This is a genomic window from Streptomyces sp. NPDC029044 (assembly GCF_040637495.1).
Lineage (GTDB): Bacteria > Actinomycetota > Actinomycetes > Streptomycetales > Streptomycetaceae > Streptomyces.
Genome location: NZ_JBEZWN010000014.1, coordinates 108451 through 122652 on the forward strand (window position 1 = coordinate 108451; position 14202 = coordinate 122652).

14 protein-coding genes are annotated in these 14202 nt (G+C 70.0%); 7 read left to right on the forward strand and 7 right to left on the reverse strand.

What is annotated here, in order from left to right:
• Window positions 1-28: 28 nt before the first annotated feature.
• Both AB0E85_RS15215 and AB0E85_RS15220 read right to left on the reverse strand, forming a co-directional pair.
• Window positions 29-829 carry a type II CAAX endopeptidase family protein gene (locus tag AB0E85_RS15215; RefSeq protein ID WP_361926491.1) on the reverse strand — a complete coding sequence of 267 codons (801 nt, stop codon included), beginning with the start codon at window positions 827-829 and terminating at the stop codon, window positions 29-31.
• Between the two features lie 69 nt (window positions 830-898).
• Entirely contained in the window at window positions 899-2416 is a 1518-nt protein-coding gene (locus AB0E85_RS15220; RefSeq protein ID WP_361926494.1) for a glutamate--cysteine ligase, read from the reverse strand.
• Window positions 2417-2963: 547 nt separating this feature from the next.
• Here AB0E85_RS15220 and AB0E85_RS15225 point away from each other — a divergent pair.
• The 4 genes from AB0E85_RS15225 to AB0E85_RS15240 all read left to right on the forward strand — a co-directional run bounded on the left by AB0E85_RS15225 (window position 2964) and on the right by AB0E85_RS15240 (window position 5853).
• Window positions 2964-3548, forward strand: coding sequence for a hypothetical protein (locus tag AB0E85_RS15225; protein ID WP_361926497.1), 585 nt, complete (start codon window positions 2964-2966; stop codon window positions 3546-3548).
• Window positions 3549-3990: 442 nt separating this feature from the next.
• On the forward strand, window positions 3991-4194 hold the full coding sequence (locus AB0E85_RS15230) for a DUF5999 family protein (protein ID WP_033307435.1): 204 nt from the start codon (window positions 3991-3993) through the stop codon (window positions 4192-4194).
• Window positions 4195-4403: 209 nt separating this feature from the next.
• Window positions 4404-5429: a LacI family DNA-binding transcriptional regulator gene (locus AB0E85_RS15235; protein ID WP_361926501.1), complete on the forward strand. Its 1026-nt coding sequence runs from the start codon at window positions 4404-4406 to the stop codon at window positions 5427-5429.
• A gap of 25 nt (window positions 5430-5454) precedes the next feature.
• Window positions 5455-5853 carry a hypothetical protein gene (locus tag AB0E85_RS15240; RefSeq protein ID WP_361926504.1) on the forward strand — a complete coding sequence of 133 codons (399 nt, stop codon included), beginning with the start codon at window positions 5455-5457 and terminating at the stop codon, window positions 5851-5853.
• A 48-nt stretch (window positions 5854-5901) separates the two neighbouring features.
• Here the strand turns inward: AB0E85_RS15240 and AB0E85_RS15245 are convergent, their stop codons facing one another.
• From AB0E85_RS15245 to AB0E85_RS15260, 4 genes are read right to left on the reverse strand one after another with little or no spacing between them, the layout of a single operon-like run.
• Window positions 5902-6951 (reverse strand): endo-1,4-beta-xylanase, encoded by a 1050-nt coding sequence (locus AB0E85_RS15245; RefSeq protein ID WP_361926507.1) that lies wholly within the window; start codon window positions 6949-6951, stop codon window positions 5902-5904.
• A gap of 54 nt (window positions 6952-7005) precedes the next feature.
• A complete protein-coding gene (locus AB0E85_RS15250) occupies window positions 7006-7848 on the reverse strand; it encodes a carbohydrate ABC transporter permease (protein ID WP_361926509.1) in 843 nt (280 codons plus the stop codon).
• A complete protein-coding gene (locus AB0E85_RS15255) occupies window positions 7845-8846 on the reverse strand; it encodes a sugar ABC transporter permease (RefSeq protein WP_361926512.1) in 1002 nt (333 codons plus the stop codon). Before AB0E85_RS15255 ends, AB0E85_RS15250 begins: the two co-directional genes overlap by 4 nt.
• Window positions 8847-8852: 6 nt before the next feature.
• The gene (locus AB0E85_RS15260; protein ID WP_361926515.1) at window positions 8853-10145 is read right to left on the reverse strand and encodes an extracellular solute-binding protein; all 1293 of its coding nucleotides are present in this window, start codon (window positions 10143-10145) and stop codon (window positions 8853-8855) included.
• A gap of 425 nt (window positions 10146-10570) precedes the next feature.
• On the opposite strand from AB0E85_RS15260, the gene AB0E85_RS15265 reads away from it, so the two are divergent.
• On the forward strand, window positions 10571-12550 hold the full coding sequence (locus AB0E85_RS15265; protein WP_361926517.1) for an amino acid transporter: 1980 nt from the start codon (window positions 10571-10573) through the stop codon (window positions 12548-12550).
• 1 nt (window position 12551) lies between these two features.
• Here AB0E85_RS15265 and AB0E85_RS15270 read toward each other — a convergent pair whose 3' ends face one another.
• Window positions 12552-13148 (reverse strand): DUF1707 domain-containing protein, encoded by a 597-nt coding sequence (locus tag AB0E85_RS15270; protein WP_361926520.1) that lies wholly within the window; start codon window positions 13146-13148, stop codon window positions 12552-12554.
• A 125-nt stretch (window positions 13149-13273) separates the two neighbouring features.
• On the opposite strand from AB0E85_RS15270, the gene AB0E85_RS15275 reads away from it, so the two are divergent.
• Together AB0E85_RS15275 and AB0E85_RS15280 are read left to right on the forward strand one after the other, a co-directional pair.
• The gene (locus AB0E85_RS15275; RefSeq protein WP_062925674.1) at window positions 13274-13669 is read left to right on the forward strand and encodes a helix-turn-helix transcriptional regulator; all 396 of its coding nucleotides are present in this window, start codon (window positions 13274-13276) and stop codon (window positions 13667-13669) included.
• 75 nt (window positions 13670-13744) lie between these two features.
• Window positions 13745-14164 (forward strand): TOBE domain-containing protein, encoded by a 420-nt coding sequence (locus tag AB0E85_RS15280; RefSeq protein WP_361926522.1) that lies wholly within the window; start codon window positions 13745-13747, stop codon window positions 14162-14164.
• Window positions 14165-14202: the final 38 nt, after the last annotated feature.

A 14202-nucleotide genomic window follows, 5' to 3' on the forward strand; every position in this document is an offset into this window, starting at 1 on the left:
AGAGTCGTACGCCCCCTTTCGTGGTGCGTCACGCCGTCGGCAGCCAGCCCACCTTGCCCGCCAGCAGCGCGTACCCGACGAACGCCCCGATGTCGAGCAGCGAGTGGGCCACCACGAGCGGGCCGACTCGCCCCCAGCGCCGGTAGAGGTAGACGAAGACGACGCCCATGACCATGTTTCCGATGAAGCCGCCGATGCCCTGGTAGAGGTGGTACGAGCCGCGCAGCACGGCGCTGCCGGCCAGCGCGGCCGCGGGGGTCCAGCCCAGCCGGTCCAGGCGCCGCAGCAGGTAACCGACGACGATCACCTCCTCCAGCACCGCGTTCTGGATCGCCGCGAGGATCAGCACCGGATACTTCCACCACACCGGCGGCAGCGCTTCCGGCACCACGGTGAGGTTGAAGCCCAGCCCGCGGGCCGCGAGGTAGAAGGCGATGCCGGTGCTGCCGATCACCGCCGCGATCGCCGCCCCGCGGCCGAGGTCGAAGTACGGCCGGGTGCGGTCGAAGCCGATGGTGCGCAGGCTCGCGCCCTCGCGGAGCAGGAAGTGCGCGACGAGCGCGACGGGAACGAGCGCCGTGGTGATGCCGAAGAGCTGCCAGGCGAGGTCGAGCCAGGGCCGGCCCGGCGCGGCCGAGGCGTTCATCGTGGCCGCCTGGTCCTTGAGGCCGCCCGGCTTGGTGACCGACCCGATGAAGCTGATCAGCGCGGACACTCCGCTCGCGCCCAGCGACAGCGCGAGGACCAGCAGCGTCTCGTTGCGGAGCATCCGCCGTGAGAGCCCCTGCTGGGGAATGGAACCGCCCGCCGGGCTCGCCTCCGCCTGCACACCTGCCTCCACTTCACCGACGTGTCGGATCAGTATGGCGGCAGGGGGACGTCACCCCGACGGCGGCGGTCAGTCCGGCGACACCGGCTCCGGCGGTCCCACCGGCCAGGTGTGGACCGGGTCGCCCTTGTGCATCAGCTCGCGGTACCGCCGGGTCGTGGCGGCCAGCGCGTCGTCCCGGGAGAGGCCCGCGTCCAGTGCCTTGTGGAACGTGGCGGCCTGCCAGCTCGCCCCGTTCACCCTGCGGCGGCACCGCTCCTCGATCACGCCCAGGTACAGATCACGGTCGGCCGGCTCGACTCCCCAGGCGTCCAGTCCGGCCTCGGCGAGCGGCAGCAGTTCGTCGCGGATCAGGCTCACGGCGTCGACCTGGGTGGTGCCGCTGTAGCGGCCGCGCCGGGGCCAGGTGAAGCGGGCGTCGATGCCTTCCTTGCACGCGGCGTCGAAGTTGGCGGCGGCCGCCTCGAACGGCAGCCGCGTCCAGAGTGGCCGGGACTCCTCGGCGAGGGCCCGGACGACGCCGTAGAAGAAGGCCGCGTTGGCGATGACGTCGATGACCGTCGGCCCGGCCGGCAGGACGCGGTTCTCCACGCGCAGGTGCGGAACGCCGTCGGCGATGCCGTAGACCGGGCGGTTCCAGCGGTAGATCGTGCCGTTGTGCAGGACGAGTTCGGCGAGCGACGGCGTGCCGCCCTGGTCGAGCACCTTCAGCGGGTCCTCGTCGTCGCAGATCGGCAGCAGGGCCGGGTAGTAGCGCAGGTTCTCCTCGAAGAGGTCGTACGCCGAGGTGACCCAGCGCTCCCCGAACCAGGTGCGCGGCCGGACGCCCTGGGCCTGGAGCTCGGGCGGGCGGGTGTCGGTGGACTGCTGGAACAGCGGGGGCCGCGACTCGCGCCACAGCTCACGGCCGAAGAGGAAGGGCGAGTTGGCGCCGACGGCGATCTGCGCGGCGGCGACCGCCTGGGCGGCGTTCCACACGTCGGAGAAGCGGGCCGGGGTCACCTGGAGGTGCAGTTGCACGGAGGTGCAGGCGGCCTCCGGCGCGATGGACTTGGAGGTGCAGCTCAGGTGCTCCACGCCGTCGATGTCGAGGGTGAACTCCTCGCCGCGGGCGGCCACGATCTGGTCGTTGAGGAGGGTGTACCGGTCGACGTCGGAGAGGTTCGACGACACCAGGTCGTCACGGTCGAGAGTCGGCAGAATACCGATCATCACAATACCGGCGTCGACCTCGCCGGCTTTCCGGTCGGCATATGCCAGTGACGTACGGAGTTCTTCTGCGAGGCGGTCGAATACCCGGCCCCCCAGACGGTGTGGGGGAATGTTGACTTCCAGATTGAACATGGCGAGTTCTGTTTGGAAATCACGGCTCGCGATGCGTTCGAGGACTTGCCCGTTCAACATTTTCGGCATGCCGTCGGCGCCCGCGAGATTCAGCTCGATCTCCAGCCCCATGAGGTTCCTGGGGCGATCGAACCGCTTCTCCGCCAGGAGTCGCTCCAAGCCGGTCAGGCACTGACGCAGCTTGTCGCGGTAGCGCTGGCGATCGGCCAGGTCGAACCGGCCTGCCGCGACCTTCTCCCCCATCGAACGTCCTTCCTCGGTGTTGCGGGCCAGGATCCAGGGCCGCCGGGGTCCCGGTCAGGTGGAGGATGCCCAGCCAAAGCGATCGATAACGTCCCGGCCGGACCCGTCGGCCGTTACGCTGGTCACGAGTGACCGGTGGCACATTCACTCGGCATGACGCACAGGACAGGTTTCAGGGCCCCAGGAACTCGTGAAAAACGCCGACGAGAATGGGCCGACCGGTTCGCGGGCATTCGCCGAGGTCACCGCAGTGCACCCCCACCTGAAATCAGGATGATTCTCGCGTATCGCCGACCGAATGTATCCTTGTTCTACTCACCGGAAACGGCTAGACGAAACACAGTCTGAACCCGTGTCGTATAAACTCCGCGAACAAGGCAGAAGGTTGGCGCCCACGGTCGATGGGTCCTGCCGTCGAGGCGACGCGGACCCCACCCCCCTCGCGTTCTCATGACCCCGGCCCCTGCCTCTCTGACCCTCGTGAGCTGACAGCGCCGTCCGCCCCCGCCCTCGCGCCACCGTGCCTTTGAATGAGAGGCGACCCACCATGCCGCTGCATGTCCCTCCGGCTCCCGCGCCCGCACTCCGTTCCGTCCTCACCGCGCTCTCCTCTCCCACCGCGGTCCGCGAAGCCCGAACACCTTCCCTGCTCGGCACCCAGGGACCCGCCACACCCGAGCTCCCCCTGCCCGTGCACGTCCTCGACCACGTGACGGCCGAGGGCGTGTCCGCGACCCGGCTGGCCGGGTGGCGCTTCCTGATCCGCTGCGGCGACCACGCCGTGGCCGCGGCGGAGACCATGCTGACTCCCGACGGCTGGACCTTCTCCCACTTCTTCGAGGGCCCGTACATCACGTCCACCGAACGCGCCCTGCGCCAGGCGGAGACGATGCCGCAGTCGTACCAGCCCCGCCTGCTGTCGGTGCCCGGCCTGTACATGCTGACGCTCTGGCTGCACGAGGACTGCACCGCGGACGGTGCCGCCGGCCACCCCGCCGCCACCGACCTGCTCGTCCCACTGGCGCCCGCACCTCCCGGCATCGCGGCCCATCGCCCGCACCGCGTCGCCGAACTCCTCCCGGTGCTGACCCACCGGGTGACTCCCACCAGACTGCTCGGCTCACCAGCCTGAAGCGCCGCGCAGCCCCTCGCACCCCGCCGCCGAATTACGGCGGCGGGGTCGTTCATTTCTCCGTCCGGCGTCAATGGTGCGCCCGGTCGCTCACACGATCGCTTTACCCCTCACACGATCGCTCGTACGAGCAACTAACAGCTCGTACGAGCCGGAAAGGGATGCCGCCCGAGCGGACTAGCCCCATTCGGCCACCGCGAACCACCCAAAGGGACAGTGCAGTTGGGATGAACCGTCCGCGCGGGTGACGCGTCATGAACCTGTGAGAAGCGGTGCCGCGAAATCCCTGCGGATTGACGCCCGTGGGGCAACACTGGGTTCCGACGACTTATCACAACGGGGGGCGGCCATGAACGACACTTCTAGCCGCGGAACAGACACGACAGCCGACTCGGACAACTCAGTCTCATCGTCCATCTCGACCCAGCGAAAGATCCCACCCATGTGCCAGCACCAGACCCAGTGCCCCTCAGCGGAATCCGCCGACCGGGAATCCGCCCGCCTCGTGGCGCACCACCCGGAGCAGGGATGGAGCCTGCTGTGCAACGGCGTGGTGCTCTTCGAGGACACCGGCGAACTCCTGCCGGACGGCCGGGCCATCGCCCCGCACCGTCCGCTGGCGGGCCAGGTGATGACGGCCGCCTGAGGCCGCGCGGCGGGGCGACGCCCCGCCGGCACACTTGAGGGGCCGGCCGCAGGACACCCTGCGAACCGGCCCCGACGCATGTCCGGGGGACGTCACTCACCGTCACCCCTCGCGACGTGCCGTTCCCGGCTCGTACGCCTTCCCACGGATGCCCGTTTTCCGGAAGACTCCTGGAAGTTTCGCGGTCACCCGTCGACGGAGGTGGGCAAGTGGGAGCAGGTGGGGCCGACGCCGAGGGCAAGGTCACGATCACGGAGATCGCCCGGCAGGCCGGCGTGTCCGTACCGACGGTGTCCCGGGTCGTCAACGGCCGGTCCGACGTGTCGCCGCAGACCCGGGCCCGGGTCGAGGACCTCCTGCGCCGCCACGGCTACCGCAGGCGTCCCGCGGCCCCCGGCGCCCGTGCCGCCCTGCTCGACCTGGTCTTCAACGACCTCGACAGCCCCTGGGCCGTGGAGATCATCCGCGGGGTGGAGGAGGTCGCGCACGCAGCCGGGGTGGGCACGGTGGTGTCGGCCATCCACGGGCGCTCGGGCGACGCCCGGGAGTGGATGCGCAACCTCAGGGCCCGCGCCTCCGACGGCGTCATCCTCGTGACATCGGCCCTGGAGCCCACGCTGCACGAGGAGTTGCGGATCCTCGGCGTGCCCCTGGTGGTCGTCGACCCGGCGGGCTCCCCCGCCCTGGACGCCCCCACGATCGGCGCGGCGAACTGGTCGGGAGGCCTGGCGGCCACCGAGCACCTGCTGTCCCTCGGCCACCGCCGGATCGGCCTGATCGCCGGCCCGCCCCGTCTGCTGTGCTCCCGGGCCCGTCTGGACGGCTACCGCGCGGCCCTGGAGGGCGCCGGCATCACGCCGGACGCGTCCCTCGTCGTCCCCGGCGACTTCCGCCCCGAATCGGGGTTCACCGCCTGCGCCGCCCTGCTCGACCTCCCCGAGCCGCCGACCGCCCTGTTCGCGGCCAGCGACCAGATGGCACTCGGCGCGATCGAGGCGCTGCGCCGGCGCGGGCTGCGGGTGCCGCAGGACATGAGTGTGGTCGGCTTCGACGACCTTCCGGAAGTCCGCTGGTCGGCCCCGCCGCTGACGACGGTCCGCCAGCCCCTGGCCGACATGGGCAAACTGGCCGTGCGCACGGTGCTCCGGCTGACCCGCGACGAACAGCCGGACTCACCGCGGGTGGAACTGGGCACCGACCTGGTGGTACGGGCCAGCACCGCACCTCCGGCCTGAGCCGGGCGGCTGCGAGAATTGCCGTGTGGCTACGGATGCGGAGTGGGAGCGGATTCGGGGGAGATTGCGCTACGGGCAGGTCTTGCGGGGCACGGTCGTGAAGGTGCCCAGCCCCGGGGCGATCGGGATCTTCGTGGATGTCGGCCTGGGCGTCGGGGGCTTCGTCGACGTCCTGCTGTTGCCAGGGCGGGCGGAGGAATGGCCCGCCGAAGGCACCGTCACTGATTTCGAGGTCTGGTGGGCGGACCGCCGTCAGCAGGTCCGGCTGAAGCCGTCCGATCCGCGGTACCTGCGGAAGGACTTCGCGGACTTCGTCGCTCGTGTCAGACCCGTCTGGCCGTCCGACATCGGCAGGCCCGTACGCGACGGTGGGCCGCTCACCGCGCAGCAGCTCGCCGCGCTGCTGGACCGGCAGGAGCGCTGACCGCGTGCCGACGGCGCCCCCTGCCGCCGGAGGCGCCGTCAGCCCCGGCTACCTCCCGCCGAGCGCCTCACGCAGCGCGAAGTACGCCGGCTTCCGCCGGAGTTCCTCGTCCCACGGCAGGGCCGCGCCCTCGCCCGGGAAGAACGCCGGGATCCACGAGTATTTGTCGGTGTAGTCCCACAGGGTGATGCCGACGCACCGGCGTACCGCCAGGCACGCCTTGGTCAGGTCGGCGTACCACTCGGCCTGCTGCGCCAGCTTCTCCTCGGTCGCGGGCAGCTCCATCCGGATGTCGACCTCGGTGAGCGCGGTGTCGAGGCCGAGCCGGGAGAAGCGGCGGAGGTTGTCCTCCAGGGTGGCCGGATAGCCGTACTGGAGGGCCAGATGGGCCTGGAGGCCGATGCCGTGCAGCGGGACGCCCGCGGCCTTCAGCTCCTTGGCCAGCCGGTAGTAGGCGTCGCTCTTCGGGCCGGTCGCCTCGATGTTGTAGTCGTTGAGGTACAGCTTGACGCGCGGATCGGCCTGGTGCGCCCAGCGCAGCGCGTCGGCGATGTAACCGGGGCCGAGCGTCTTGTAGAAGACCGACTCCCGGTACGTGCCGTCCTCGTTGAACGCCTCGTTGACGACGTCCCAGGCGAACACCTTGCCCCGGTAGTGCCGTACCTCCGTCTGGATGTGCTTCTTCAGTACGGCCCTCAGCTCCGGGGCCGTCCACTCCCTGCTGGTGAGCCATTCGGGCAGTTGGCTGTGCCAGACCAGGGTGTGGCCGCGTACCTTCTGCCGGTTGGCCCGGGCGAGGTTCACGATCTCGTCGCCCTGGGAGAAGTCGAAGACGCCCTGCTGGGGCTCGGTCGCGTACCACTTCATGCCGTTGCCGGGTGTGATCTGGTCGAACTCGCTGCCGAGCAGGGCCTTGTAGGGCCCGTCCACGAGCTCGGGGTTGTCGGTGGCACTGCCGAAGTAGCGGCCGTGCCGCTGGGCGAGGTCGGCGAGGGTGGGCTGCTGGTGGTCGGCCTGGGCGGGGGTGCCGGCTGCGAGGCCGGCGGCGACCAGGAGCGCGGCGACGGCGCCGGCGAGTCTCAGACGGGTGGTGCGCATGGTGCGACTCCTCACGACAGGTGGGTGGGCAGAGCCGTACGTTGACGGAGCGCGTCAGCCCTTGGTGGCGCCGGCGGTGAGGCCGCCGACGAGCTGACGCTCGGCAACCGAGTAGAAGGCGAGCGCGGGCACCATGGCCAGCACGAGATAGGCGAAGACCTTGGCGTACTCGGCGGAGTACTGCCCCTGGAACTGCTGGACGCCGATCGGCAGCGTCCACCACTGCGCGTCGGTGAACACCAGCAGCGGCAGGAAGAAGTTGTTCCAGCTGGTGACGACGGCCAGCACGGAGACGGTGCCGAGCGCGGGCCGGGCCATGGGCAGCAGCACCCGCCAGAAGAAGCCGAAGGAGCTGCACCCGTCGAGCGTGGCCGCCTCCTCCAGCTCGCCGGGGATCTGCCGGAAGAAGCCGCGCAGGATGATGATCGTCATGGGCAGTCCGAAGGCGGCCTGCGGGAGGATCACGCCGAGGGGGTTGTCCAGCAGGTCCAGGGAGCGCAGCAGCAGGAACAGCGGCAGGGCCGCCACCGCGAAGGGGAACATCAGCCCCATGGTGAACAGCGTGAACAGCGCCTCCCGGCCCCGGAAGGCGAACCGCGCGAAGGAGAACGCCGACAGGGCGGAGACGGCGACGATCAGGACGGTCGTGCCCACCGCGATCAGCGTGCTGTTGCCGATCAGCCGCCAGAAGTCGCCCGAGCCGAGGATCTGGGCGTAGTTGGAGGTCACCCACGACTCCGGCAGACCGACCGGGTTGCGCGAGAGCTCGTCGGTGGTCTTGAAGCCGGAGAGCACGGCGTAGAGCAGGGGGACGGCCATGACCGCGCCCACGGCGGTGAGGACGAGGTGCAGGCCCCAGGTCCTGCCGCCTTCACGGGTCTTCCGACTGGCGGTCACTTTCCGTCCCCCCGCATGGTCGTGGTGGCCCCTTCGAGATCGCGCCGGAGCACGAACCGCTGGTAGGCGAGAGCGAAGACGAGGCTGATGCCGAACATGACCACGCTGATCGCACTGGCGTAGCCGACCTGGTAGCGCTTGAAGCCGTACTGGAACATGGTCACGGCCATGGTTTCCGAGCGGTGGTCGGGACCGCCCGCGGTGGTGACCCACACCAGGTCGAAGAGCTGGATCGACCCGATGACCGCCAGGAACACGCTGATGCGCAGGGTGGGTGCGAGCAGCGGCAGGGTGACGTTGCGGAACCGCTGCCAGGCGCTCGCCCCGTCGATGAGCGCCGCCTCGGTCAGTTCCCGGGGGACGGCCTGGAGCCCGGCGAGATACAGCATCATGTGGAAGCCGAAGTACTTCCAGGTCATGACCAGGAAGACGGTCGCCATGACGGTGGACGGATCCGCGAACCACTCCCCGCCCAGCCCTTCCAGGCCGACCTTGCCGAGGACCTGGTCGGCGAAGCCGTCGTCCGGGGCGAAGATCATGCCGAAGAGGATTCCGGTGATGGCCTCGGACAGGACGTAGGGGGCGAAGAACAGCATCCGGTAGACGGCCCGGCCGCGCATCCGCTGGTTGAGCAGCACGGCCATGGCGAGCGCGAACGGCAGCTGGATTGCGAGTGACAGCACCACCAGGAGCAGGCAGCGCCACAGGTCGCCGAGGAAGACGTCGTCCTGGAGGAGCCGGCTGAAGTTCTCGCCGCCGATGTAGTCGGAGGGCATGCCGAAGCCGCCCCAGCGGAAGAACGCGGCGTACAGGGCGAACAGCATCGGCAGCAGCACGAGCCCCATGAACAGCACCAGGGCCGGGAGTTGGAAGCCGGCCGCGGTGAGCCAGTGCAGCGCGCGTCGCCGGGCCCGCCCCGAGGGCCGTGGGCCGGCGGCCGGCGGCGGGGAACCGGCGCCGGGGCCGGTCCGTTTGTCCGGCAGGAACGTGGAGGTCATCGCCGGCTACTGCTCTTCCTTCGCGGTCTTCGTGATCGACTGGGCGACCTGTCCGGGCGACCTGGAGCCGGCGATGAGAGCCGCCACACTGTCGTTGACCTCTTGGCCGACGGCGGGCGCGTAGGCCTGGTCGAGGTAGAGCTGGAAGCCGGTGGCCGCCTTCAGCTGGGCCTGTACGGCCTTGATGTTGGGGTCGGCGATGGCTCTCTCGGCCGCGGGGACCACGGGCAGGACGCCGGTCTTCTTGACCAGTTCCAGGTCGGTCGCCTCGGACGCGAAGAACTTGAGGAAGTCGACGGCCTCCTGCGGGGCGCCCCGGCGCAGGGCGTGCCCCCCGCCTCCGCCGAACACCTCGGTGATGGCTCCCTTGCCGCCCTCGACCGCGGGGAACGGGAAGAAGCCGAGGTCCTTGCCGAGGCCCTTGCCCGCGTCGGCCTGCACCGTGGGCGCCCACTGGCCCATGAGCTCCATCGCCGCCTTGCCGTTGCCGACGGTGGCGGCCTGGCCGGTGGGTGAGGAGTAGGCGGCGCCGAGGAACCCCTTCTGGAACGGCTGGAGTCCGACGAGTTCCTCCAGGTGCTCGCCCGCCTCGACGAAGGGGGCGCCGGTGAAGTCCTTGTTGTCGTAGGCCTTCTGGAGGGCTTCCGCGCCGGCGGTGCGCATCGCCAGGTACGCCCAGTAGTACATGCCGGGCCACTTCTCCTTGCCGGCCAGGGCCAGCGGGGTGACCTCGGCGGCCTTGAGCTTGCGTACGGCGTCGAGGAAGCCGTCCCAGGTGGTCGGGGGTTCGGCGATGCCCGCCTTCTGGAAGAGCGCCTTGTTGTACCAGAAGCCGATCATGCCGATGTCGAACGGGATGCCGTAGACCTGGTCGTCGAACAGGTACGGCTCTTTGGCGACCGGCAGCAGGGCCTCGCCCCACGGTCTGGTGCTGTCCGTGAGGTTTTCGACGAGCCCGGCATCGACCTGCTGCTTCAGTACGCCGCCGCCCCAGGTGTGGAAGATGTCGGGCAGCTTCCCGGAGGCGGTCAGGGCCGTCATCTTCGACTTGTAGGCGTCGTTCTCCATCTGCACGATCTTTATCTTGACCTTGGGGTTCTGCGCCTCGAACTTCCGGGCGAGGGCGGCCCAGACGGTCTTGGACGGCTCGGTGGTGGAGATGTTCCACCATTCGATCGTGGTCGTCCCGGACGACCCTCCGTCCGAGTCCCCGCCGCATGCCGTCAGTGCCGTCATCCCCAGCCCGGCCGCGGCGGAGGCCGCCAGGAAGCCGCGGCGGGACAGTGCGGGGTCGCCCATCATGCGCTCCTCGAAAGTTTCGAAGTAGTTCCAGAAAGGTTCGCTGCTGCCGCACCCTAGAGACAGTGGGTAAACGGTGGCAACCCCTCGTGCACGCTGAATCTTGCGACCGGGACAGGGACGGGAGGAATGGACGAAACATTCGGCTTGACAGACGAACGTTACGAAGCCGACCGGCTCCTGATCACACAGGGTGTCCACTCGGGGGACTGAAGATCAGCTCCGCACTCCGCGCACGACGAGCCGCCCCACGCGCTCTCAGCTCGCGTTTTCACCTCCACGTCCGCCCCGGCCGCGAGTCTTAACGGAAGTTTGACGCGTACGGCCCCCGCATTCAGGGGCCATGGCATCACGCTCCGCTTACGCTGATCGGGCCGTCCAGTGATGGCCGGAACCACGCTGAGCCGCACTTCGGGAGCACGTCGATGGCCACCACTGAGCACCCGGCACCGAGCCGTCCTGAGCCCACCTCCTCCAGCCGTCTGCGCACCTGGATGCTGGAGGGCCTGTCCGACATGGGCAAGGGCGGCGGCCACACCGGGCCCCATGCCGAGCCGGAGCCCCCGCATCGGGGCCAGCCGTGGTGGCGGGTGATGTGCCTGACGGGCGTCGACTACTTCTCGACCCTCGGCTACCAGCCCGGTATCGCGGCTCTCGCCGCCGGGCTGCTGTCGCCGATCGCGACCATCGTCCTCGTCGTCGTCACGCTGGCCGGCGCCCTGCCCGTCTACCGCCGCGTGGCCGAGGAGAGCCCGCACGGTGAGGGCTCGATCGCGATGCTGGAGAGGCTGCTCTCCTTCTGGCAGGGCAAGTTGTTCGTGCTGACCCTGCTGGGCTTCGCCGCCACCGACTTCCTCATCACCATCACCCTGTCGGCAGCCGACGCCTCCACCCACCTGGTCGAGAATCCGCATCTGACCGGCGTCCTGCACGACAAGCAGATGCTGATCACCCTGGTCCTGGTGGCGCTGCTGGGCGCGGTGTTCCTCAAGGGCTTCCTGGAGGCGATCGGCGTCGCGGTCGCCCTCGTCGGCGTCTACCTCGCGCTGAACGTGGTCGTGGTGGTGGTCGGCCTGTACCACGTCATCACCGCGGGCCATGTGGTCACCGACTGGTCGAGCGCCCTCACCGCCCAGCACAGCAACGTCTTCGCCATGATCGGCGTCGCCCTGCTCGTCTTCCCGAAGCTGGCGCTCGGCCTCTCCGGGTTCGAGACGGGCGTCGCCGTGATGCCGCATGTGAAGGGCGACCCGGGCGACACCGAGGCCCGGCCGACCGGCCGCATCCGCGACACGAAGAAGCTGCTCACCACCGCCGCGCTGATCATGAGCGCCTTCCTGATCACCACCAGTTTCATCACCACGCTGCTCATACCGGAGAAGGAGTTCGAGGCGGGCGGCCAGGCCAACGGCCGTGCTCTCGCGTACCTGGCGCACGACTACCTGGGCAACACCTTGGGCACCGTCTACGACGCCTCGACGATCGCCATCCTGTGGTTCGCCGGCGCCTCCGCGATGGCCGGCCTGCTCAATCTGATGCCGCGGTACCTGCCCCGCTACGGCATGGCCCCGCACTGGGCCCGTGCCGTACGGCCCATGGTCATCGTCTTCACGCTGATCGCGTTCGTGGTCACCTGGATCTTCGACGCCGACGTCAACGCCCAGGGCGGCGCCTACGCCACCGGCGTGCTGGTCCTCATCAGTTCCGCCGCGATCGCGGTGACGATCGCCGCCCGCAAGGCCCGGCAGCGGAAGTGGACGATCGCCTTCGCGGTGATCTCCGCGGTGTTCCTGTACACGACCGTGCTCAACGTGATCGAGCGCCCGGACGGCGTGAAGATCGGCGCCTGCTTCATCGCCGGGATCATCCTGGTCTCCCTGCTGTCACGGCTGGCCCGGGCGTTCGAACTCCGCGTGACCAGCGTGACGCTGGACGACATGGCGGAACGTTTCGTCCGCGACATGGCAAGCCGCCGGATGCAGTTCATCGCCAACGAGCCGGACCGGCGCGACCTCGCCGAGTACCGCGACAAGATCGAGCAGATCCGGCAGGACAACGACGTACCCGGCCAGGAGGACTTCGTCTTCGTCGAGGTGACGGTCACCGACCCGTCCGAGTTCGAGGCGGGCCTGACCGTACGCGGTGAGGTGCTGCACGGCCGCTACCGCGTGCTGACCCTGGAGTCGTCCTCCATCCCCAACGCCCTGGCCGCGCTGCTGCTGCACGTCCGCGACGCGACGGGCCGCACCCCGCACATCTACTTCGAGTGGACCGAGGGCGGACCCTTCGCCAACTTCCTGCGCTTCTTCCTGTTCGGCCAGGGCGAGGTCGCCCCGGTGACCCGCGAGGTCCTGCGCGAGGCGGAGCCGGACCGGAAGCGGCGGCCGAAGGTGCACGTGGGCTGAGTCAGGCCGTCGCGCTCCTCCTGCCGAGGCCCCTGCGCGGCGAGCGCACCACGAGCTGTCCGTAGGTGACCTCGCCGGTGATCCGGATCCGCAGCCGGACGGGGGCGTCGGCCGGCCGACGCGCCTTGAGCGCCGAGTAGTTCATGACCAGGCCGTCGGTGTCCACGACGACACCCGGCCCGGTCAGCAGCTTCAGGGAGCCGGCGCGCAGGTCCAGGTCGATGTCCAGGGTGTCGTGTGCGATCACCGCGTCGGTGAAGTCGAGCGTCACCTCACCCCACGCCGAACGGATCTCCAGCCGCCGCGGCACCACCCAGCCGTCGCCCCGCCGGGTCGAGGCCCCCTCCTGGCGGATCCGGACCACGCCGTCGGCCCCGGCGGGCGTCCCGCCCGCGGGCCCGGGCAGGTCCTCCGTCAGCACGGCGAGCTCGCCCATCGTCCTGGCGGACAACGCGGCCTCCAGCCGCTCTTCGAGCTCGTCCAGGGTGAGCCGGCCGTCGCCCGCGGCGACACGCAGGACATCCACCGTCCGGTCCCGGTCCGCGTGCGACGCCCTCACTGCGGGCGATCCACCGGTCCGCACGATCTCCACCGTCATCACTCCACCCCGATCCCCCGGGCACGACGCCCGGCCGACCAATCGAGACTAACGCTATATCGCGTTATACCCAACGGCCAACCCCGCATCCGTCGTTCCCTTCCTCCGCGCCTATCGTGACCGGCATGCAGTCCTACACGATCGGCCAGGCAGCACGGCTGCTCGGCGTGAGCCCGGACACCGCCCGCCGCTGGGCGGACGCGGGCCGCATCACGACCCACCGCGACGAGACCGGGCGTCGGCTCATCGACGGACGGGACCTGGCCGCGTTCTCGGTCGAACTGGCCCGGTCAGGCTCCGCCGAGGAGGACACGCCGTACACCTCGGCCCGCAACGCGTTCCCGGGCATCGTCACCGCGATCAAACTCGGCGACGTCGCCGCCCAGGTCGAGATCCAGGCCGGCCCGCACCGGCTCGTCTCCCTGCTCACCCGCGAGGCGGTGGAGGAACTGGGCCTGGAGGTCGGCATGGAGGCGACGGCCCGCGTGAAGTCGACGAACGTCCACATCGACCGCGTCTGAACCCCGAGGGGCGGCGGAGGCGACGCACACGCACGCCTGCCAGGGCGAACGCCGCCACCGGGCTACCGTGCACCCATGAGCCTGAGCATCCGCAACCAGCTCCCCGGCACCGTCACGGCCGTCACTCCCGGCGAGGCCATGGCGACGGTCAGGGTCCGCCTCACCGGCGGCCAGGACCTCACCGCGGCGATCACCCGCGAGGCCGCGGAAGAACTCCGTCTCACCCCGGGCTCCGCCGTGCGCGCCCTGATGAAGTCGACGGAGGTGTCCCTGGCCACCGCGCCGATCGAGGGCCTGTCGATCCGCAATCAGCTCCCCGGGACGGTCACGGACATCGCGGTCGGCGACGCGATGGCGTCGGTCCGCGTCACGGTCGAGGGCGGCGAACTGACCGCCGCGATCACCCGGGACGCGGCGGACGAGCTGGCCCTGTCCCCCGGGATCCCCGTCGTCGCCCTGATCAAGGCGACCGAGGTGTCACTCGCCACCCCCTGACCCGCCGGGAGACGGCGAGAGGGGCCCCGCACCGCGGA